Annotated in this window: 15 protein-coding genes; 5 read left to right on the top strand and 10 right to left on the bottom strand. The window is 73.8% G+C overall.

The window, feature by feature from the left end; all coding sequences use genetic code 11:
- On the bottom strand, positions 1–305 hold a 305-nt coding region (locus ABZ312_RS23120; protein WP_500438654.1), incomplete at its 3' end, for an MFS transporter.
- Positions 306–376: 71 nt separating this feature from the next.
- On the bottom strand, positions 377–1,093 hold the full coding sequence (locus tag ABZ312_RS23115) for a MerR family transcriptional regulator (protein WP_500328971.1): 717 nt from the start codon (positions 1,091–1,093) through the stop codon (positions 377–379).
- 139 nt (positions 1,094–1,232) lie between these two features.
- Here ABZ312_RS23115 and ABZ312_RS23110 point away from each other — a divergent pair, with 139 nt between their 5' ends.
- The 4 genes from ABZ312_RS23110 (at position 1,233) to ABZ312_RS23095 (ending at position 4,922) form a co-directional block, all read left to right on the top strand.
- Positions 1,233–2,744 carry a flavin-containing monooxygenase gene (locus ABZ312_RS23110; RefSeq protein ID WP_500438653.1) on the top strand — a complete coding sequence of 504 codons (1,512 nt, stop codon included), beginning with the start codon at positions 1,233–1,235 and terminating at the stop codon, positions 2,742–2,744.
- Positions 2,741–3,673 carry an alpha/beta fold hydrolase gene (locus tag ABZ312_RS23105; RefSeq protein ID WP_500438652.1) on the top strand — a complete coding sequence of 311 codons (933 nt, stop codon included), beginning with the start codon at positions 2,741–2,743 and terminating at the stop codon, positions 3,671–3,673. Before ABZ312_RS23110 ends, ABZ312_RS23105 begins: the two co-directional genes overlap by 4 nt.
- On the top strand, positions 3,670–4,563 hold the full coding sequence (locus tag ABZ312_RS23100) for an SDR family oxidoreductase (RefSeq protein WP_500438651.1): 894 nt from the start codon (positions 3,670–3,672) through the stop codon (positions 4,561–4,563). The genes ABZ312_RS23105 and ABZ312_RS23100 overlap by 4 nt, the downstream gene beginning before the upstream one ends.
- 98 nt (positions 4,564–4,661) lie before the next feature.
- A complete protein-coding gene (locus tag ABZ312_RS23095; protein ID WP_500328975.1) occupies positions 4,662–4,922 on the top strand; it encodes a hypothetical protein in 261 nt (86 codons plus the stop codon).
- An 81-nt stretch (positions 4,923–5,003) separates the two neighbouring features.
- On the opposite strand, the gene ABZ312_RS23090 is transcribed toward ABZ312_RS23095, so the two are convergent.
- The 3 genes from ABZ312_RS23090 to ABZ312_RS23080 all read right to left on the bottom strand — a co-directional run bounded on the left by ABZ312_RS23090 (position 5,004) and on the right by ABZ312_RS23080 (position 11,379).
- Positions 5,004–8,372 carry a S41 family peptidase gene (locus tag ABZ312_RS23090; RefSeq protein ID WP_500328976.1) on the bottom strand — a complete coding sequence of 1,123 codons (3,369 nt, stop codon included), beginning with the start codon at positions 8,370–8,372 and terminating at the stop codon, positions 5,004–5,006.
- Positions 8,373–8,422: 50 nt separating this feature from the next.
- Positions 8,423–9,622 carry a serine hydrolase domain-containing protein gene (locus ABZ312_RS23085; RefSeq protein ID WP_500438650.1) on the bottom strand — a complete coding sequence of 400 codons (1,200 nt, stop codon included), beginning with the start codon at positions 9,620–9,622 and terminating at the stop codon, positions 8,423–8,425.
- 101 nt (positions 9,623–9,723) lie between these two features.
- Entirely contained in the window at positions 9,724–11,379 is a 1,656-nt protein-coding gene (locus tag ABZ312_RS23080) for an FAD-binding dehydrogenase (protein WP_499512289.1), read from the bottom strand.
- Between the two features lie 109 nt (positions 11,380–11,488).
- Between ABZ312_RS23080 and ABZ312_RS23075 the strand changes: the two genes are divergently transcribed.
- Entirely contained in the window at positions 11,489–12,268 is a 780-nt protein-coding gene (locus tag ABZ312_RS23075; RefSeq protein ID WP_500357761.1) for an SDR family NAD(P)-dependent oxidoreductase, read from the top strand.
- A gap of 208 nt (positions 12,269–12,476) precedes the next feature.
- Here ABZ312_RS23075 and ABZ312_RS23070 read toward each other — a convergent pair whose 3' ends face one another.
- The 5 genes from ABZ312_RS23070 to ABZ312_RS23050 all read right to left on the bottom strand — a co-directional run bounded on the left by ABZ312_RS23070 (position 12,477) and on the right by ABZ312_RS23050 (position 19,885).
- Positions 12,477–13,319, bottom strand: a complete 843-nt coding sequence (locus ABZ312_RS23070) for an EamA family transporter (RefSeq protein WP_500328979.1) — start codon at positions 13,317–13,319, stop codon at positions 12,477–12,479.
- Positions 13,316–13,801 (bottom strand): YbaK/EbsC family protein, encoded by a 486-nt coding sequence (locus ABZ312_RS23065; protein ID WP_500328980.1) that lies wholly within the window; start codon positions 13,799–13,801, stop codon positions 13,316–13,318. Before ABZ312_RS23065 ends, ABZ312_RS23070 begins: the two co-directional genes overlap by 4 nt.
- A 54-nt stretch (positions 13,802–13,855) precedes the next feature.
- On the bottom strand, positions 13,856–15,475 hold the full coding sequence (locus tag ABZ312_RS23060) for a penicillin-binding transpeptidase domain-containing protein (RefSeq protein ID WP_500357762.1): 1,620 nt from the start codon (positions 15,473–15,475) through the stop codon (positions 13,856–13,858).
- Between the two features lie 167 nt (positions 15,476–15,642).
- On the bottom strand, positions 15,643–18,063 hold the full coding sequence (locus tag ABZ312_RS23055; protein WP_500328982.1) for a SpoIIE family protein phosphatase: 2,421 nt from the start codon (positions 18,061–18,063) through the stop codon (positions 15,643–15,645).
- A 91-nt stretch (positions 18,064–18,154) separates the two neighbouring features.
- The gene (locus ABZ312_RS23050) at positions 18,155–19,885 is read right to left on the bottom strand and encodes a dolichyl-phosphate-mannose--protein mannosyltransferase (RefSeq protein ID WP_500328983.1); all 1,731 of its coding nucleotides are present in this window, start codon (positions 19,883–19,885) and stop codon (positions 18,155–18,157) included.
- Positions 19,886–19,925 lie beyond the last annotated feature (40 nt).

Below are 19,925 nucleotides of genomic sequence, written 5' to 3'. Positions count from 1 at the left end.
GCGAAGACCGAGCCGGCGACGAAGACGACCGCGCTGACCTGGAAGACGACCTTGCGGCCGAACAGGTCGCCGAACTTGCCGACCAGCACGGTGGAGACGGTCTCCGCCAGCAGGTAGGCCGTGACCACCCAGGCCATGTGCCCGGCACCGCCGAGGTCCGCGACGATCGTCGGGAGCGCGGTGGAGACGATCGTCTGGTCCAGGGCCGCCAGCAGCAGGCCGAGCACGATCGTCACGAAGACGACGTTGGTCTGGCGGCGGCTCAGGGCGGGCGGCCGGCCGGCGGTGGGGACGGTGACGGCCATGGCTCCACCCTCGCGCGGGCCCGCCGGTGCCGCCCGGCCACACGCCCGTACGGGCTATGCGCGGGCGTCCGCTACCGCTTGAGCTCCTCGCGCAGCCTGCGGTCGATCGCCAGGGCGAGCTCCGCCTCGACGACGGCCTGCACCAGGGGGCGCAGCCGGGCGATCGCCTCGCTCAGCCGGGTGGTGTCGCCGGACTGCAGGTCGGCCTCCGCGTCCGGCAGGACGTAGGTGCGGGCCAGCTCGACGAAGAGCTCGGCGAGCAGGTCCATGCGGCCCCGCATGGCGCGGCCCGCGGCGAGCACCTCGGCGAGCGGGACGCCCTCCCGGACCAGTGCGGCCGAGGCCTCCAGCAGCCGGCGGCTGACGTGGACGACGTCGTCGCCGTCCACGGCGAGGTAGCCGATGTCCAGGGCGGTGGCCAGGTTCTCCGCGGTGGCCTGGTCGCCGTAGTGGTCGGCGAGGCCCTCCGGGGTGAGCCGCAGCGGCTCCTCCTCCGACCAGCGGGTGGGCAGTCCCGGGTCCAGGCCGAGCAGTTCGCCGACGTCGCGGCGGCCGCTCTCCCAGGCGTCCATCAGCTCGGCGATGCCGCCGAGGGTGTGGCCCCGCTCCAGCAGGGCCGTGATGGTCCGCAGCCGGGCCAGGTGGTGGTCGTTGTACCAGGTGATGCGGCCCTCGCGGCGCGGCGCCGGGAGCAGCTTGCGCTCCCGGTAGAAGCGGACGGTACGCACCGGGACCCCGGCCGCTTCGGCCAACTCGTCCATCCGGTACTCGCGCTCGTGCGTCGCCACGCCGATCAGCCTATGCGGTGCGCGCGTCACGTCGCGCCGCCCGCCCTCTACCGCTGGTAACGCCTTCTGGTCTACGCTCCGAACCGCGCCAGTGAACACTGGCGCGATTCGGCAAGGGGCGGCACCGAGAGGCGGCGGTATGGCCGGACACAGCGAACACGTGCGGGTTGCGGTGATCGGATCGGGGTTCGGCGGACTCGGCGCCGCCGTACGGCTGCGACGCGAGGGGATCACCGACTTCGTCGTCCTGGAGCGCCGGGACTCCGTCGGCGGGACGTGGCGGGACAACAGCTACCCGGGGTGCGCCTGCGACGTGCCCTCGCACCTGTACTCGTTCTCCTTCGCGCCGAACCCGCAGTGGCCGCGCACCTTCTCCGGCCAGCCGCACATCCGGGCCTACCTGGAACGGGTCGCGGACACCTTCGGCCTCCGCCCGCACCTGCGCCTCGGCACGGAGGTCACCGAGGCCCGCTGGGAGGCCGGCGCCCGGCACTGGCGCATCACCACCTCCCGCGGCGAACTCACCGCCGACGTCGTGGTCTCGGCCACCGGGCCGCTGTCCGACCCCAAGCTGCCGGACGTCCCCGGTCTCGACGCCTTCCCGGGGAAGGTCTTCCACTCCTCGCAGTGGGACCACAACTTCGACCTCAAGGGCAAGCGGGTCGCCATGGTCGGCACCGGGGCCTCGGCCATCCAGATCGTGCCCGCGATCCAGCCCGAGGTGGAGCGCCTGACCGTGGTGCAGCGGACGCCCCCGTGGGTGATGCCGCGCATGGACCGCGGGATCAGCCGGGCCGAGCAGTGGCTGCACGGCAAGGTGCCGGCCACCGCCAGGGCGCGGCGCGGACTGCTCTGGCTGATCCGCGAGTTCCAGGTCGGCGCGTTCACCAAGCGCCCGGCGATGATGCGCGGCGCCCAGGCCATGGCGGCCGCGCACCTGCGCAAGGCCGTCAAGGACCCGGCGCTGCGGGCCAAGCTGACCCCCGACTACCGGATCGGCTGCAAGCGCATCCTGCTGTCCAACGACTACTACCCGGCGCTCGCGCGGCCCAACACCGAGGTCGTCGCCTCCGCGCTGAAGGAGGTGCGCGGCTCGACCCTCGTCATGGCCGACGGCACCGAGCGCGAGGCCGACGTCATCGTGTTCGGCACCGGCTTCCACGTCACCGACATGCCCATCGGCGATCGGGTGTTCGGCGCCGACGGCCGCTCGCTGACCGAGCACTGGAAGGACGGCATGGCCGCGCTGCGCGGCTGCACCGTCGACGGGTTCCCCAACCTGCTGTTCGTCATCGGACCCAACACGGGTCTCGGGAACAGCTCGATGATCCTGATGATCGAGTCCTCGCTGAACTACGTCGCCGCGTACCTGCGCGCCCTGGACACCACCGGCGCCGCCGCGCTCGACGCCCGCCCGGAGGCCGTGCGGTCCTGGAACGAGGAACTGCAGCGCCGCATGGCGCGCACGGTCTGGAACACCGGGGGCTGCGTCAGCTGGTACCTGGACGACCAGGGCCGCAACACCACCGTCTGGCCCGGGACGACCGCGGAGTTCCGGCGCGCCACGCGCCGGCTGGAACTGCAGGAGTACGAGACCGTGCCCGCCGGTGCCCCCGGGGAGCACCCGGAGCGCGTGGAGGTTGCCTCGTGACCGCGTCCGTCTTCGACCTCCCGGCCGCCCGCCGCACGCACTCCGTGCGGTCCGCGGACGGCACCTCGATCCACGTGGAGGAGTACGGCCCCGAGGCCGGCACCGCGCCCACCGTGGTGCTGATCCACGGCTGGACGTGCAGGACCCTCTTCTGGGCCCCGCTCATCCACGAACTCGCCGGGGAGTACCGGGTCGTGGCGTACGACCAGCGCGGCCACGGAGCCAGCGGGACCCCGCGCCGCGGCGGCTACGGCACCGGCGCGCTCGCCGACGACCTCACCGCGGTCCTGGAGTCCGTCGTCGAGGGCGACGAGAAGGTGGTGCTGGTCGGCCACTCCATGGGCGGGATGACCGCGATGGCGGCCGGCAACCGCGCCGCCGTGCAGACCCGCACGGCCGCGGTACTGCTGGCCAGCACCGGCAGCGGGCGGCTGCTCGCCGAGGCGGCGGTGCTGCCCCCGCGGGTGCGCAGCAAGCGGGTGCGCGACGCCTTTCACCGCTTCCTGCTGGTCAGTTCGGCGCCGCTCGGCCCGCAGTCCGCGGTGACCCGGGCCGCGCTCAAGTACGGGATCCTGGGAGCGGCGTCGAGCAAGGAGCTGGTGGCCGCCACCGCCCGCATCGTGCACGCCTGCGGGCGCCGGCAGCGCGCGGCGTGGGGCCGGGTGCTGGCCGGGCTCGACCTGGACGCGGGCGTCTCCGCGCTGCGCGCGCCCACCGCCGTGCTCGTGGGCGGCGCCGACAAGCTCACCCCGCCCGCGCACGCGCACGGCATGGCCGCCCGGCTCTCCCGGTTCGCCGGGCTCACCGAACTGCCGGGCCTCGGCCACATGACGCCGCTGGAGGCACCGGCCGCGGTGGCGGGCGTCGTACGCACCCTCGTCGAGGACCACCTGCGGCCCGGGGCCCAGGTCAAGGAGGAGACGGCATGAGCAGGTCGCTGAACGGGCAGGTCGCGGTGGTGACCGGCGCCGCCCGTGGGGTGGGGGCGCTGCTGGCCCGCAAACTCGCCGCGCGCGGCGCCCGGTTGGCGCTGGTGGGGCTGGAGCCGGACGAACTGAAGCGCGTCGCAGCGGAGATCGGCCCCGACACCGGGTACTGGACGGCCGACGTCACCGACCGGGAGGCCATGGCCCGCGTGGCCGGGGAGGTCGTGGAGCGCTACGGCCGCGTCGACGTCGTGGTCGCCAACGCCGGTGTGGCGACCGGCGGTCCGTTCCTGGACGTGGACCCCGCCGACTTCGAACGCGTCATCCAGGTCAACCTGCTCGGCAGCGTGGTCACCGCCCGCGCGTTCCTGCCCGCCCTGCTCGCCTCGCGCGGCTACCTGCTGCAGATCGCCTCGCTCGCCGCGATCACCCCGGCGCCGCTGATGACCGCGTACTGCGCGAGCAAGGCGGGGGTCGAGTCCTTCGCGCACTGCCTGCGCGCCGAAGTCGGCGTCAAGGGCGTCAAGGTCGGTGTGGGGTACCTGAGCTGGACCGACACCGACATGGTGCGCGGCGCCGACGAGGACGACGTGATGCGCGAGGCCCGCGCACGGCTGCCCTGGCCGGCCAACCGCACCTACCCGCTGGAGCCGGCGGTCGAGCGCATCGCGGACGGGATCGCCCGCCGCTCGCCGCACGTCTACGCCCAGTGGTGGCTGCGTGGAATGCAGTCCGTGCGCGGGTACTTGCCGGGCCTGATCGGGGGTGCCCTGGGGCGGCACGAAATGCGCCGCCTGGAGCCGAGGATCGCCGCCGCGGGCGGCATCCGGCACGGACTCGTCGGCCGCGGCGGCGCCGCGGACGAGCGGGCCCGGTCGGAAAGGCCCGTCTGACCAGCGCCGTTCACGGAACGCGTTCGTCCGAAGTGCGTACTGTGTCCGGCCGTGTCAGCCTGGTCGAGGCCCATTCCATACATCACGAAGGAGTGATCATGGGCAAGAACGACCCCACGCGAAACAAGGCCGGGCAGCAGAACCGCCCGCAGGCTCAGCCCCAGTCCCAGGAGCGCATCGGCCAGACCCGCGAGCGCGCTCAGGGCCCGGCAGGCGAGCCGATGCGCCAGCAGGGCAAGCAGCAGCACCGCGAGCCCGGCCACGGCCAGCCGGCCAGGACGTCCCCGCAGTCGATGCCCAAGGGCGACCGCCAGCGCTCGCTGGAGGAGATCGACGAGCGGCAGGACCGGGACAGCTGACCCGCGTGGTCCAGGCGTGAGCGTGGAGGGGCGCGCCCGTTCAGGGCGCGCCCCTTCCGTCGTCCCTGACGGGGGAGGGACTCAAGGACGCGGGGGGAGCGGGGGCCGACGCCGGTCCGGGCGGTCGGACAGATCGGGCGGTGTGGAGGCCGGGTGCTTCTCCAGCAGGTCAAGTGCCGTCTGCACGGCGACCTCCAGGTCGGTGCGGCGGCCCTCCGCCCAGTCCAGCGGGGTGCGGATGACCGGGATGTCCGGTTCCACGCCGTAGTTCTCCACCGACCAGCCGTAGGCCTCGAACCAGGCGGCGTTCATCGGCACCGTGATCACCGTGCCGTCGCCCAGCCGGTGCCGGCCGGTCATGCCGACCACGCCGCCCCAGGTGCGGTGACCCACCACCGGGCCGATGCCCAGCAGCCGGAACGTGGCGGTGATCATGTCGCCGTCGGAGGCCGTCGCCTCGTCCGCCAGCGCGACGATCGGCCCGCGCGGGGCGTTGCCCGCGTAACTCACCGGCTGCGCGTGCCGGGTGTGGTCCCAGCCGAGGATCTTGCGGGTCAGGCTCTCCACCACCAGGTCGCTGATGTTGCCGCCCGCGTTGCCGCGCACGTCGACGATGAGCGCCGGATGGACGATCTCGATGCGCAGGTCGCGGTTGAACTGCGCCCAGCCCGAGCCCCCCAGGTCGGGGATGTGCAGGTAGCCGCACCTGCCCTCGCTCAACGCCCGGACGACCGCGCGTCGTTTGGCCACCCAGTCCTGGTAGCGCAGCGGCCGTTCGTCCACCAGCGGCACGACCGCGACCCGGCGCGGATGCCCGCCGTCGGGCGGGGTGAAGGTCAGCTCCACCGTGGTGCCGCCGGCGGCCGACAGCAGCGGACCGGGTCCGGCGACCGGGTCGACGGCACGGCCGTCGACGTGGGTGAGCGTCGCGCCCTCCAGGACGCCGGTGCCGGCCAGCGGCGAACGGGCCCTGGAGTCCGAGGACTCGCCGGGCAGGATGCGCGCGAGCACCCACCGGCCGTCCTTGGTGTGGACGAAGTTGATCCCGAGCAGCCCGATCGGCCGCTGGTAGTGCGGCGGCCCCTCGCTGCGGCGGGCGGGCGCCACGTACGCGTGCGAGGTGCCCAGTTCGCCCAGGACCTCGCGCTGGAGGTCGGCGAACTCGTCCGGGGTGGCGACCCGTTCGACCAGCGGACGGTACTGGTCGAGGATCGCCGGCCAGTCGATGCCGCACATGTCCGGCGCCCAGAAGTAGTCGCGGATGATCCGCCCGGCCTCGTCGAACGCCTGCCGCCACTCGGCGGGCGGGTTCGCCTCGTGCAGTATCCGGCGCATGTCGATGTACACGGTGGAGTCCAGGTCGCCCGGCTCGTACGCCGGGACCACGGTCAGGTCCCCCTCGTCGAAGACCACCAGCTGCGTGCCGTCGCCGCTGACCCGGTACCAGTCCATGTGCCGCACCAGCTCGACCCGCTTGGACTTGGCCAGGCCGAAGTACTCCAGGGTGGGGCGCGCGGAGGGGTCGGTCGGATTGACGAAGGTCTCGCCGAGCGCGCCGGAGATCGGCCAGCGCAGCCAGGTCAGCCCGCCCCGCACCGCCTCCAGCGAGCTGTACTTGGAGGCGGGCACCGGGAAGGGCGTCACCCGCATCGGCAGCCCGGCCGCCTCCACGGCCAGCGGCCCCTCGGCGAAGCCGGTCGGGTCCAGCCCGCCCCCCGGCGGGCGGCCCTCCACCGGCAGCGCGAAGGGCGAGGGCGTCGCCGAGTGCAGCGGCACCAGGTGCGGGCGGCAGCCCAGTGGGAAGGACAGGTCGCCGGTGTGCACGTCGTACACCGGGTCGAAGCCGCGCCAGGACAGGAAGGCCAGGTAGCGGCCGTCGCGGGTGAAGACCGGCTGCTCGTCCTCGAAACGGCCGTTGGTGACGTCGATGAGGGTGTGCTTGCCGGTCTCCGGGTCCGGGCTGAGCCGGGCGATCCGGATCTTCCGCAGCGAACGGCCGATGACCGGGTGGGACCAGGCGATCCAGTTGGAGTCCGGGGAGAAGGCCAGGTCACGGACGGGGCCGTTGGTGGAGCGGACGAGCTCGGCCACGACGCCCGACTCCGCGTCGACCATGAGCAGCCGCCCGTCGTGGGAGGCGACGGCGAGGATCTGGCCGTCGGGCGAGGGCACCAGTTCGTGGACGCGGCCGAGCAGCCCGCACGCCAGCCGCGTGCCGCCGCTGCGGCACGGGGGCCGTGGCAGCGTCTGCCCCTCGGCGGACGCCGGGTCCTGCGCCGGTTCCTCCTCCGCCTCCTCCACGGACCGCAACGCCTGCGCGACGGCGTCGTCGGCGTCGGCGATGTCGGCCGCGGCCAGCGCCGCGGGGCGGCCCGGCAGCGCGGCGATCTCGATGGCGTCCTCGCCCTCGGCGTCGGTGACGAAGGCGATCCGACCGGTGTCGCCCAGCATGACCGGCAGCCGGACCCGCGACCCGGGCACGTCGGAGATGGTGCGCGCGGGCCCGTCGCGGTGGGTGAGCCAGTACAGGCTGCCGCGCACGCACACCGCGCTGGCGCGGCCGGTGCGGTCCACGGCCAGCCCGTCCAGGTACGCCGAGGCCGGGACCTGGTACGGGCGCCGGCCGGCGCGCGGGCCGCCGAGGTCGACCGCGACGCGGTGCGGCACCGACCCCGGGCCGAGGTCGTCGACCAGCCACACCTCACCCGCGCACTGGTAGACCACGCGCGTGCCGTCGGTCGCGGCGCTGCGGGCGTAGAAGTCGGCGTGGTCGGTGTGCCGCCGCAGGTCCGTGCCGTCCGGCAGGCAGGAGTACAGGTTGCCGACGCCCTCGTGGTCGGAGAGGAAGGCGATGCGCCCCGCCACGAACATCGGCGACTCCAGGTGGCCGTCGACCTCCGGCACCAGCCGCCGGCACTGCAGCCACAGCCGCCCCGTCGCCCCGCCCCGGTACCGCTTCCACGAGGCCGGTTCGTGCGGCGCGGTCGCCGTCAGCAGCAGCGTCCGGTGCTCGCCCTCGGCGCTGTCGTCCACGGCGATGTCCGACACCGGGCCCCAGGGCAGACGGCTGCCCGGGCCGCCCTCGTCGGGGATCGCGTAGGCCCACGTGTAGTGCGAGAACGGCTCGCCGTGCGACGAGACCGCCAGGATCCGGCCGTCCGGCGTCCAGGAGCGCACGCGCGTGTCAGTGCTGCCCCAGTAGGTCAGCCGGCGGGCCGGGCCGCCCTCGACCGGCGCGACGTACACCTCGGGGTCGAGGGAACGCCAGCTGTTGAAGGCGATCACGGAGCCGTCGGGCGAGAAGCGCGGATGCCCGACCCGGATCCGGTCGGCCGTCACCCGCCACGCGCGCCCCTCGTCCAGGGGCGCGACCCAGATGTCGTCCTCGGCGACGAAACAGAGCCGCTCGCCGTGAACATGCGGAAACCGGAGGTATGCGGCGTCGCTCACTCATCCATCGTTCGCGGCTCCCGGAGCCCGGGCAACTTTTCCGGTCCGCGTCAGCGCAGGCACTCCCGCACCGCGCGGACCAGTGCCTGGGCGCGGGGATCGGCGGTGACGTTCTTCTGCATGCCGTTGGTGACGTATCCGAAGGCCACGCCCTCGCCGGGGTCCGCGAAGCCCAGCGACCCGCCCCGGCCGGGGTGGCCGAAGGAGCCGGGGGACAGGAGCGGGGCCGCCGGGCCGTGCAGCATGAAGCCCAGGCCGAAGCGGGTGTTCACCACCAGCACGCGGTCCGGGCCCTCCGACTCCGGGGTGCGTGCCGAGGTGAGGGTCGCCGGGGCGAAGAGCCGCGCCCCCGGGCCCTCGACCTCCCCGATCAGCGCGGCGTAGAAGCGGGCCAGCGAGCGCGCGGTGGCGATCCCGCCGGAGGCCGGCAGCTGCGCCGCGTGGTACCCGGGGTCGTTCTCGTCCGGTAGCGGGTCGATCGCGCCGAACGCGCGCCGGGTCAGCGACGACGGGTCCTCGTACGCCTCGGTCACGTTCCGCTTGGGTCGCGCCCGCAGCCCGGCCGCGGCCGGCGGCGGCGGGGTCTCCACGGAGGCGATCCGCCCGACGCGGCGCTCCTCGCCCGCGGGCAGCCCGACCCACAGGTCGAGGCCGAGCGGGCGGGCGATCTCCTCCGCCACGTAGCGCCCTATGGACCGGCCGCCGCTCGCCCGTTGCACCAGCTCGCCGATCAGCCAGCTGTAGGTCTGCGCGTGGTAGCCGTGGTCCGTCCCCGGTGCCCAGAACGGGGCCTGGGCCGCGAGCGCCCGCGGTCCGCTGCTGCCGTCTTGCGCCTGGCCCGGGCTGAGCGGGGTGTCCAGCGCCGGCACACCGGCCCGGTGCGCCAGGGCGTCGCGGAACGTGACCCGCTCCTTGCCGGCGGTCTTGAACTCGGGCCAGTACGTGCCGACGGGCGCGTCCAGGTCCAGCTGGCCCCGCTGGTGCAGCAGGAGCAGGCACGCCGCGGCCACGCCCTTCGTCGCCGAGCGCACCACCTGCGCGGTGTCCTGCGCCCAGGGCGCGCCCCCGTCCCCGTCCCCGTCGGCGGAGCCCGCCCACAGGTCCACGACCTTGCGGCCGTCCCGGTACAGCGCCACGGCCGCGCCGCGCTCGCCCCGCTCCTCGAAGTTCCGGACGAAGGCCTCCCGGACCGGCTCGAAGCCTTCCGTCACTGCTCCGTGGACGTCCACCACAGCCCGTGCTCCCACCATGCGCCGCCGTTGTTGCTCCTCCCATGGTGCCTCCCGCCCGCGACCGGTCAGGACCGGGGTCGGCACGGCGCGGCAGCGCCAGGGGGTGTCCCGGGAAGCGGTCAGGCGGTGGCCTTCGCCGCGGCACGGCCCGCCGTACGGCCGGAGAAGATGCAGCCGCCGAGGAAGGTCCCCTCCAGCGAGCGGTAGCCGTGCACCCCGCCGCCGCCGAAGCCGGCCGCCTCACCCGCCGAGTACAGCCCGGGCAGCGGCTCGCCGTCGGCGCGCAGCACCCGCGCGTCCAGGTCGGTCGCCATCCCGCCGAGCGACTTGCGGGTCAGGATGTTCAGCCGTACGGCGATCAGCGGGCCCGCCTTCGGGTCCAGCAGCCGGTGCGGCGCCGCGGTGCGGATCAGCTTGTCGCCGATGTAGTTGCGGGCCCCGCGGATCGCGGTGACCTGCAGGTCCTTGGTGAAGGTGTTGGTGATCTCGCGGTCGCGGGCCTCGATCTCGCGGCGCAGCGCGGTCTCGTCGATCAGGTCGTCCTTGGTGATCGCGTTCATGCCGCGCACCAGCGCCGCCAGGTCGTCCTCGACGACGAAGTCGACGCCGTGCTCCTTGAACGCCTCGACCGGGCCCGGCGCCCCCGGCAGCGCGCGCTTGAGCACGTCGCGCACGCTCTTTCCGGTCAGGTCCGGGTTCTGCTCGGAGCCCGACAGCGCGAACTCCTTCTCGATGATCTTCTGGGTGAGGACGAACCACGTGTACTCGTGGCCGGAGCGCATGATGTGCTCCAGCGTCCCCAGCGTGTCGAAGCCCGGGAAGAGCGGCACCGGCAGGCGCTTGCCGGTCGCGTCCAGCCACAGGGAGGACGGCCCCGGCAGGATGCGGATGCCGTGCCTGGCCCAGATCGGGTTCCAGTTCTCGATGCCCTCGGTGTAGTGCCACATCCGGTCGCCGTTGATCAGGTGCGCCCCGGCCGCCTCGGCGATCCCCAGCATCAGGCCGTCCACGTGCGCCGGAACGCCCGACAGCAGCTTGCGCGGCGGCGTGCCCAGGCGCTCCGGCCAGGCCTTGCGCACCAGGTCGTGGTTGCCGCCGATGCCGCCCGAGGTGACGACCACCGCCTGCGCCCTGAGCTGGAACTCCGCGCGGATCTCCCGCGAACTCGCCTGGCCGCGCTCGGCGTCGCTGTCCACCAGGACCTCGCCCGCCACGCCGTCCACCGCGTCGCCCGTCGTCGTCAGCGCCGTCACGCGGTGCCGGAAACGCAGCTCGACCAGCCCCTTGGCGACCGCCTCCCGCACCCGGCGGACGAACGGCGCCACGACGCCCGGCCCGGTGCCCCAGGTGATGTGGAAGCGGGGCACCGAATTGCCGTGCCCGGTGGCGAGGTAGCCCCCGCGTTCCGCCCAGCCCACCACCGGGAAGAACCGTATCCCCTGCGCGTGCAGCCAGGACCGCTTCTCGCCGGCGGCGAAGTCCACGTACGCCTCGGCCCACTTGCGCGGCCAGTGGTCCTCGGCACGGTCGAATCCGGCGGTCCCCATCCAGTCCTGCAGGGCGAGTTCGCGGCTGTCCTTGATCCGCATCCGGCGCTGCTCGGGGGAGTCGACGAGGAACAGCCCGCCGAAGGACCAGAACGCCTGGCCGCCGAGGTTGCTCTCCGGCTCCTGGTCGAGCAGGAGGACCTTGCGGCCCGCGTCGGCCAGCTCGGCCGTCGCGACCAGACCGGCCAGCCCCGCTCCGACGACGATGACGTCCGCGTCCAGCGCCATGGTGTGCCTTTCCGCTCCCCTTTGGTGTGCAGGCACGTTACGCTACGCGCGAGTAAGGAGGCGAGAGGGCAGCGCCTTTCAACATCGCTCGCCGGCGGGGGATGACGCCATGCGCAGGTTCGAGGGACACGTCGCCGTCGTCACCGGAGGCGCCCAGGGCATCGGCGCGGCGACCGCCCGGCGCCTGATGTCCGAGGGCGCGGACGTCCTGCTGGCCGACCTGGACGCGGAGCGTGCCGCCGCGACGGCGGAGGCCCTCGGCAAGGAGACCGGCGGCCGGGCCGCGGCGGTGGCGTGCGACGTCGTCGACCAGGCCGCGGTGGACGCCGCCATGACGTACGCCGCCGAGCGCTTCGGGCGGCTCGACGTGCTCGTCAACAACGCCTACGCCTGCCACGTGGACCCGCCGCGGTTCGAGGACCTGCCCGACGTGGAGTGGTACGAGGACCTGGAGGTCACCCTCACCGGGGCCATGCGCTGCGCCCGCGCGGCGCTTCCGCTGCTGGCGCAGGCGGGCGGGCGCGGGGCGATCGTCAGCATCGGCTCCGTCAACGGGCACATGAACTTCGGCAACCACGCCTACAGCGCCGCCAAGGCGGGCCTCGCCTCGCTGACCCGCACGCTGGCCGTGCACGCCGCCCCGCGCGGCGTCCGGGTCAACCTCGTCGCCCCCGGCACGGTGCGGACGCCCGCGTGGGCGGGGCGCGAGGAGGCCCTCGACCGCCTCACCGGGGTCTACCCCCTCGGGCGGGTCGGCGAGCCCGAGGACATCGCGGCGGCCGTCGCGTTCCTCGCCTCCCGGGACGCGTCCTGGATCACGGGCCTCACGCTCCCCGTCGACGGGGGCATCCTCGTCAACGGATCCGCCTTCCGCGCGGCGCTGGACTGACGCCCGGGCCCGGGTGTCTGTCTGCGGCTCGTTTGCGGCGGGCGGTTTCCCCGCCCGCCCTCCCGATTGCCCGGCGCGGCACCGACCCCACACGTACGCGGCGAGGCGGTCGCTGACCGCGCCGGGCAATCCTGCGGGAGGGCGGGGGATGCCCGCCGCAGGCGCAACGCACCCGCACACAACCACCGGGCCGCAGACGAACGCGTCGTCACACGTGAAGCATGAGCCCGATCCCGGCCACGACCACGAGCGCCGCGACGATGCGCGGGCGCCCCAGCCGCTCCTTGAAGAAGACCGCCCCGATGACCGCCCCCGCGATGATGGAGGTCTCCCGGAGGGCCGCGATCGGCGCGAGGGCGCCCCGCGTCTGGGCCCACAGGACGAGGCCGTACGCGGACATGGACAGCGCCCCGCCGAGCAGTCCGCGGGCCGCGACCGGGCGCAGTTGCGCGGGGAGCGCGGCGCGGCGCACCGCGAGGGCGCAGCACACGAGCAGGACGCCCTGGATGAGCAGGAGCCAGGCGACGTAGCCCAGGGCGGTGCCGGACGCGCGGACGCCGACCCCGTCGACCACGGTGTACGCCGCGATGGTCAGCCCGGTGCCCACGGCCGCGCCCACCGCCGGCCAGTCCTTGCTGCGGCCGCGCATGCCCCACAGGGCGGCCCCGCCGAGCCCGGCGGAGGCGACGAGGACGCCCGCGGTCTGCAGGGCGTCCGGCACCTCGCCCACGAAGACCGCCGCCAGCAGCGTCACGACCATGGGGGCGACACCGCGCGCGATGGGGTAGACCTGCCCGAAGTCCCCCAGCGTGAAGGACTTCATCAGCAGGTACATGTACGCCATGTGGATCCCCACCGAGACGATCAGGTAGGGCCAGGCGTCCCCCGCGGGCAGCGGGGCGAACCCGGCGGTCGCCGCGCCGCAGATCGCTCCGCCGCCCCCGACGAGGGTGAACGCGACGAGCCGGTCCTTGATGCCGTGGGCGATGGCGTTCCACGCCGCGTGGGTGACCGCCGCGAGCAGGACGGCCGCCGCTATCAGGGGCGTCACGCGGTGCGTTCGCGGACGTCGGCGAGGGTCGCCCCGGCGTGCCCGACCAGTTCGGCCGGGGCCATGGGGAAGACGGTGTGCGGGGTGCCGGCGGCCGCCCACACGGTGCCGTGCGCCAGCAGCCCCCGGTCGGCGAGGACGGTGGTGCGGGTCCGGTGCCCGAAGGGGGGTACGCCGCCGATGGCGTACCCCGTGGTCTCGCGCACCAGGTCCGCGTCGGCCCGGCGTACTTCGTTCGCGCCGAGTTCGGCGCGGACCCGCTCCACGTCGACCCGGGACGCGCCGTCCATCAGCACCAGCACCGGGACCCCGTCCGCCGCGAAGATCAGGGACTTGACGATCTGGCCGAGCTCGCAGCCGATCGCCGCGGCGGCCTGCGCCGCGGTGCGGGTCGCGTCCGGGAAGGCGCGCACGGGTACCTGGAGCCCCAGCGCGGTGAGTGCCTCCGCGAACCGGGGATGGGCTGCAGCTGATGTCGACATGGCCAGCACGCTAGCCCTCGGCGGGGCCGGGGTGCCAAGCCATTTGCGGGCGGGTCACGAGGCGGCCTTCAGCACCGAGGCCACGATCGGCCCGGCGGAGTCGCCGCCGTGCCCGCCCTCCAGGACCATCCCGGCGGCGGCGACGTCACCGCGGTAGGCGAGGAACCACCCGTTGGGCTGTTCCTGGCCGCCGACCTCCGCGGAGCCGGTCTTGGCGCCGACGTCGCCGTAGACCCCGCGCATCGCGCCGGCGGCGGTGCCGCTCGACGCGGTCAGCCGCATCATCGACTTGAGGTTGCTCCGCACGCCGGACGGGAGGGCGCTGCCCGCCTTCGCGAGCGGACCCTCGATCAGGTCGGCGGCCACCAGCCGGGGCTGGCGGAACACCCCGTTCTGCACGGTGGCGGCGACGGAGGCCATGTTGAGCGGGCTCATCTGTATCTGGCCCTGGCCGATCATCTCCTCCGTCATCTCGTCGCCCGGGCCGCCGGGGACGCGGCCGTCCCAGGCCGGGACGCCGACGTTCCAGGTGCGGCCGAAGCCGTAGTAGCGCTGGGCGACCGAGGGGACCGAGGACTCGTCGAGGTGGCCGGCGAGCTTGATGAAGCCGGTGTTGCAGGAGATCGCGAAGTCCCGCTGGAAGGTGGCCGACGGGTCGGAGGAGCTCTCCACGTTGTGGAACATCTTGCCGTTGTCGAAGTTCGCGGTCGCCGGGCACGGCGCCGGGGTGCCCGGGGACACGCCCTTCTCCAGCAGGGCGGTCGCGGTGACGACCTTGAAGGTGGAGCCGGGGGCGACCTGCGCGTTGAAGGCGTTGTTGTTGTCGCTCGCCGGGTTGTTGGCGAAGGCGAGGATCTCGCCCGTGCCTGTCCTGACCGCGGCGACCGAGGACTGGCTGCTGCGCTTGACCGCCTGCTCGGCGGCCTTCTGCAGCGTCGCGTCCAAGGTGGTGGGGAGCTTCGCGGCCGTGCCCTTGGTGATCACGTGCAGCGTCTGCCCGGGGCCGTCGGCGCCGTTCACCCAGGTCTCGATGCCCGGCTTGCCTCCGGAGAGCTTGGCCCCGTAGCGCTCGCGCAACTGCGGCAGCACCGAGGCCAGGGACGGGTAGTCGTCGGCGTCCAGTTCCTTGCCGTTGCGGTCGACGACGACCACCGGCGGCGAGGAGGCCTCACCGGTCTCCAGCGACTGACCCTCCGTCAGTTTGGGGTGAAGCACCGCGGGTTCCCAGTCCACCATGGGGCGATGGGTGGTCTCGCCGCGGAAGACGGTGAGGGCCGAGGAATACGTCCACGTGGAGGACTTGCCCTGGTAGGAGAGCGAGGCCACGACCTTGAACGGCACCACGGCCCCCTGGGCCGTGCCCGGCGTCAGCCGTACGCGGGCGACGTGCGCCTGCTTCCGGTACGCGGACAGGTCCCCGGACGCCGCCGCCGCGTCGTTGGTGAGGGCCCCCGCCGCGGTGGTGTCCCCCTTGGCCCACGCGGCCAGGAAGTCCGCGGCGGTCTTCTTCACCTCCGCCGCGGTCGGCGGACCGGTCTCCACCGGGGCTGCCTCCGTGGCGAAACCGCCGCCCCCGGCCAGCCCGTTGTAGATGTTGTACGCCCCGTACCCCGCGGTCCCCACCAGTCCCGCGGTCAGCGTGGCGACGATCCCCAGCTTCACACCTCGGCGCATGGCACCGACCCTCCCCGTGGTCCCCCTGAACGTGTTCAAAAATGAGGCAATGCAAGCGCACTCTACGGGACGGAGAGGGGCCTGAGGCTGTCGACCGGGTCACAGCTTCGGCACGCGCTTCCCATCGATCGGGAAAGTCCGCCGGTCGGGGCCATCGTGCGGCGGGCTCAGCGTTCCGGCCCGGGCGGCAGCCGTTCCTCGTCGGTGAGGGCCAGTTCCGCCCAGACGATCTTGCCTTCGGAGGTCCTGCGGACACCCCACCGCGTGCACAGCTCCGCGACGATCAGCATGCCCCGGCCGCCCTCGTCGGTGGGGTCGGGCCGGCACGGCAGCGGCGGGCCCGGACCGGCGTCGAAGACCTCGCAGGCCAGCTTCATGTGCCGGATGAGCCGCAGCCGTACGGGTCCCGCCCCGTGCAGGACGGCGTTGGCCAGCAACTCCCCGACGATCTGCTCGGCGGCCGCCCGCAGGCGGTCCAGCCCCCAGGCGGACAGCTGCCGGGCCGCCTCGGCCCGCACCCGTCCGACCGCGGCCGGATCGGTGGGCATCTCCACGCGGAACACCCGCTCGGGGCTCAGCCGGCAGGTCTTGGCGAGCAGCAGGGCGACGTCGTCGTCCTGCCCGCTCTTGGGCAGCAGGTCGACCACCGCGGCGGACAGGTCCTCCAGCGACGTGCCCGGCGGCCGGCTGAGCGCGGTCCGCAGGCGCTCCAGGCCCTCGTCGATGTCACCGTCCCGGGTCTCCACGAGCCCGTCGGTGTACAGGGCGATCACGCTACCCGCGGGCAGTTCCAGGTCGACCGACGGGAAGGACCGCAGTCCGACGCCCAGCGGCGCGCCCGCGGGGATCTCCGGGAAACCCGCGGTGCCGTCCGGGGTGATGATCACCGGCGGCGGATGCCCGGCCCGGGCGATGGTCAGGCGCTCGTCGGTGGGGTCGTAGACCGCGTACAGGCAGGTGGCGCCGAGGATGCCGGCGGCGGGCGAGGGCTCGTCGGAGTCCTCGAAACCCAGCCGGACGACGAGGTCGTCCAGCGCGGACAGCAGCCGGTCGGGGGGCAGGTCCAGGCCGGCGAGGGTGCTCACCGCCGTGCGGATCCGCCCCATGGCCGCGGCGGCGTTGAGCCCGTGCCCCACCACGTCCCCGACGACCAGGGCCACCCGGGCGCCGGACAGCCGGATCACGTCGAACCAGTCGCCGCCCACGCCGTCCTGCGTGTCCGCCGGGAGGTAGCGCCAGATCGTCTCCAGGGAGAACCCGGCGCTCGGGTTGCGGGGGAGCAGGCTGCGCTGCAGCGTCAGGGCCATCGTGTGCTCGCGCGTGTAGCGGCGGGCGTTGTCCAGGCTGAGGGCGGCCCGGCTGACCAGCTCCTCCGCGAGCGTCCGGTCGTTCTCGTCGAACGGCGTGGGGTTCTCGCTGCGGACGAGCACGGCGACACCGAGGATCTCGTCCCGCGCGACGACCGGGAGGATCAGCAGGCTGTGCATCCCGAGGTCGAGGACCCGCTCCAGTCGCCGCGGGTCCTCCTCCAGCCACGTGCCGGGCTCGGTGTCCAGCTCCGCCTCCATGTACGTCCGGCCGGAGCTCAGCACCTCGATGAACGGCGAGTGCGGGGGGACGAAGACGGGGCTGCCGCGTGCGTAGAGCGACTCCCGGAAGTCGTGGTGGACCGAGGCGATCCCCGCCCGGTGGAAGACGGGGACGTTGCCGTCCTCCAGCGGGCCGAGCCGGGTGAGCGGGGCGTCACCGAGCCGCACCGATTCCGCGAGGTCGATCGTCGCGTAGTCGGCGAGCAGCGGCACCAGCAGGTCGGCGAGGTCCTGCGCGGTCTGCAGGACGTCCAGGTTGGTCCCGATGCTGGTCGCCGCGCGGCCGAGCACGGTCATGCGGTCCCTGGCCCGCCGGCTCTCGGTGACGTCCACGTTGACCGAGCAGACGCCGGCCCGGCCGTGGCGGACGTCCTCGATCCGGAAGACGGAGAGCGCGTACGCGCGGTGCCGCAGCCGGTCCAGCTGGCTCAGCTCCCGGTCGATCACCGGGACGCCGCTCTCCAGGACCTCGCGCAGCAGGGCCTCGACCTGCTCGGTGTTCGAGTAGAGCGGTGACTCGTCCAGGTGCCGGCCCAGGCGCTCCTCCCGGGAGAGGCCGAACGCCTCGGCCAGGGCGTCGTTCAGCCACGCGGTGCGCAGGTCGCTGTCCCAGATCGCCATCGGGAAGGGGCACAGCTCCGCGGCCGACTCCAGCACGGACGGAGGGACCCCGGCCGTCGAGACCAACCAGTCCGTCATGCCCGAGGCCCCCGGCAACCCGGTCACCCGCAGGTCCACGTCCAGCGGCCCGCCGTTGCGGTGCCGCAGCGCGACCGGGCCGGCCCACTCCCACGTGAACCCCCGCGGCCCGCCCTCCGGGCCGTCCAGCAGCATCGACGCAGGCCTGCCCAGGACGTCCGCCGCCGCGTAGCCCAGCAGCCTCTGCGCGACCTCGGTCCAGCGGACGAGGACCCCCTCCGCGTCGACCACCGCCAGAGCCGCGCCGACGCTGTCGAGCGCCGACGCCTGACCGGGCACGTTGCGATCGGGGGCGGACATACGTGACATTCCCTCGGGGTTCACGCTAGGTCCGTGGTCGTCCCCCTGCAAACGGTCACCGAGCAGGTCAGCGGCCCCGCGGCCGGGCGGGTCAGATCCAGGTGTCCAGCCACATCCGGTCGCGCCAGGCGTCCATGGGGATCGTCTGCCCGGTGTAGAGCGGGAAGAAGTAGATGAAGTTCCAGACGATCAGCAGCACCAGCGTGCCCGCGCCGACCGCGCCCCACATGCGGCGGCGTTCGCTCGCGCCGGGGGGTCCGAGGATCGCTCCGAGCATCATCGCGACCGCGAGGCAGAGGAAGGGCACGAAGACGACCGCGTAGAAGAGGAAGATCGTCCGGTCCTGGTAGAGGAACCACGGGAGGTACCCGGCCGCGATGCCGCAGGCGATCGCGCCGGCGCGCCAGTCGCGGCGGAAGATCCAGCGGTACAGGACGTACAGCAGGGCGAAGCACCCGGCCCACCACAGCAGCGGGGTGCCGATCGCGAGCACCTCGCGGGCGCAGCCGCCGGCCGCGGTGCAGCCGTCCTCGCCGAGCTTGGGGGACTCGTAGAAGTACGACACCGGGCGGCCCAGGACCAGCCAGCTCCACGGGTTGGACTGGTAGGTGTGCGGGGAGTGCAGGTTGACGTGGAAGTCGTACACCTGCGACTCGTAGTGCCACAGGCTGCGCAGCGCCGCCCAGGACCGGGAGGGGAAGCCGCCGTCGCCCTTGGCCCAGTCACGGTCGTAGCCCTTGTCGGTGGTGAACCAGCCGAGCCAGGACAGCAGGTAGGTGACGACGGCGACGCCGACCATGGACAGGCCCGCCCACAGCCCGTCCAGCCAGAACGCCGTCAGCCGGGGGTAGCGGGCACCCGCCACGCGGCGGGCGCCGGCGTCCCACAGCACGGTGAGGACGCCGAACAGCGCCAGCACGTACAGGCCGTTCCACTTGGTGCCGATGGCCAGGCCCAGGCAGATCCCGGCCGCGATCCGCCACGGGCGGACGCCCAGCCACGTGAAGGAGGCGACGCGGTCGTCCGGGCGGCCCTCGGGCAGGGCGGCGGCGAGCCGGGCCCGTGCGCGGTCCCGGTCGATCAGCAGGCAGCCGAAGGCGGCCAGCACGAAGAACATGACGACGAGGTCGAGCAGGGCGACGCGGCTCATGACGAAGTGCAGGCCGTCGACCGCCATCAGGCCGCCCGCGAGGCAGCCCAGCGCGGTCGAGCGGAACAGCCGGCGGCCGATCCGGCAGAGCATCAGCACCGACAGCGTCCCGAGCACCGCCATCGCGAAGCGCCAGCCGAAGGGGTTCAGCCCGAAGATCCACTCACCGGAGGCGATCACCCACTTGCCGACCGGCGGGTGCACCACGTACGAGGGGGCGTCGGAGAGCGGGATGGAGGGCGGGGTGGCGAGGATCAGGTCGTTGGCCTTGTCCGGCCAGCTGCCCTCGTAGCCGTACTGCAGGAGCGACCAGGCGTCCTTCGCGTAGTACGTCTCGTCGAATATCACCGCGTGCGGGCTGCCCAGGTTCCAGAACCGCAGCAGGCCCGCGAAGAACGCCACGAGCAGCGGCCCGCCCCAGCCCGTCCAGCGGGCCAGCCGGCGCGCCGTCGCCGGGCCCACGCCGAGCGCCGCCCACGCCCGTGTCCCCGGCTCGGGGAACGGCGGGACCAGGCGCTCGCGCACGTCGGGGCGCGGGCGGTCCACGTAGCCGAAGCGGCGCAGCTGCCGCTGCCAGGGGCTCTGCTCCTCCGCGGCCTTGGGGGCGTCCTCGACCCGGTGCGCATGCGTCGCGGTGTCACTCGTCACCGGGCCATCGTAGGGAAGCCGCATGTGTATGTGCTGAGGACCGGGCCAACCGGGCGTACGCCGC

Origin of the sequence: Streptomyces sp. NPDC006207 (genome assembly GCF_040613835.1) — a bacterium.
GTDB lineage: Bacteria > Actinomycetota > Actinomycetes > Streptomycetales > Streptomycetaceae > Actinacidiphila.
Note: the sequence above shows the minus strand (reverse complement) of the source record. Positions and strands in the feature narration are given on the sequence as shown.

What these genes read in the sequence shown, in the direction of transcription:
- ABZ312_RS23110 (WP_500438653.1), top strand. Translation starts at nt 1,233, where the DNA reads ATGGCCGGACACAGCGAACACGTGCGGGTTGCGGTGATCGGATCGGGG.
- ABZ312_RS23100 (WP_500438651.1), top strand. Translation starts at nt 3,670, where the DNA reads ATGAGCAGGTCGCTGAACGGGCAGGTCGCGGTGGTGACCGGCGCCGCC.
- ABZ312_RS23095 (WP_500328975.1), top strand. Translation starts at nt 4,662, where the DNA reads ATGGGCAAGAACGACCCCACGCGAAACAAGGCCGGGCAGCAGAACCGC.
- ABZ312_RS23085 (WP_500438650.1), bottom strand. Translation starts at nt 9,622, where the DNA reads ATGGTGGGAGCACGGGCTGTGGTGGACGTCCACGGAGCAGTGACGGAA.
- ABZ312_RS23080 (WP_499512289.1), bottom strand. Translation starts at nt 11,379, where the DNA reads ATGGCGCTGGACGCGGACGTCATCGTCGTCGGAGCGGGGCTGGCCGGT.
- ABZ312_RS23075 (WP_500357761.1), top strand. Translation starts at nt 11,489, where the DNA reads ATGCGCAGGTTCGAGGGACACGTCGCCGTCGTCACCGGAGGCGCCCAG.
- ABZ312_RS23065 (WP_500328980.1), bottom strand. Translation starts at nt 13,801, where the DNA reads ATGTCGACATCAGCTGCAGCCCATCCCCGGTTCGCGGAGGCACTCACC.
- ABZ312_RS23060 (WP_500357762.1), bottom strand. Translation starts at nt 15,475, where the DNA reads ATGCGCCGAGGTGTGAAGCTGGGGATCGTCGCCACGCTGACCGCGGGA.
- ABZ312_RS23055 (WP_500328982.1), bottom strand. Translation starts at nt 18,063, where the DNA reads ATGTCCGCCCCCGATCGCAACGTGCCCGGTCAGGCGTCGGCGCTCGAC.
- ABZ312_RS23050 (WP_500328983.1), bottom strand. Translation starts at nt 19,885, where the DNA reads ATGCGGCTTCCCTACGATGGCCCGGTGACGAGTGACACCGCGACGCAT.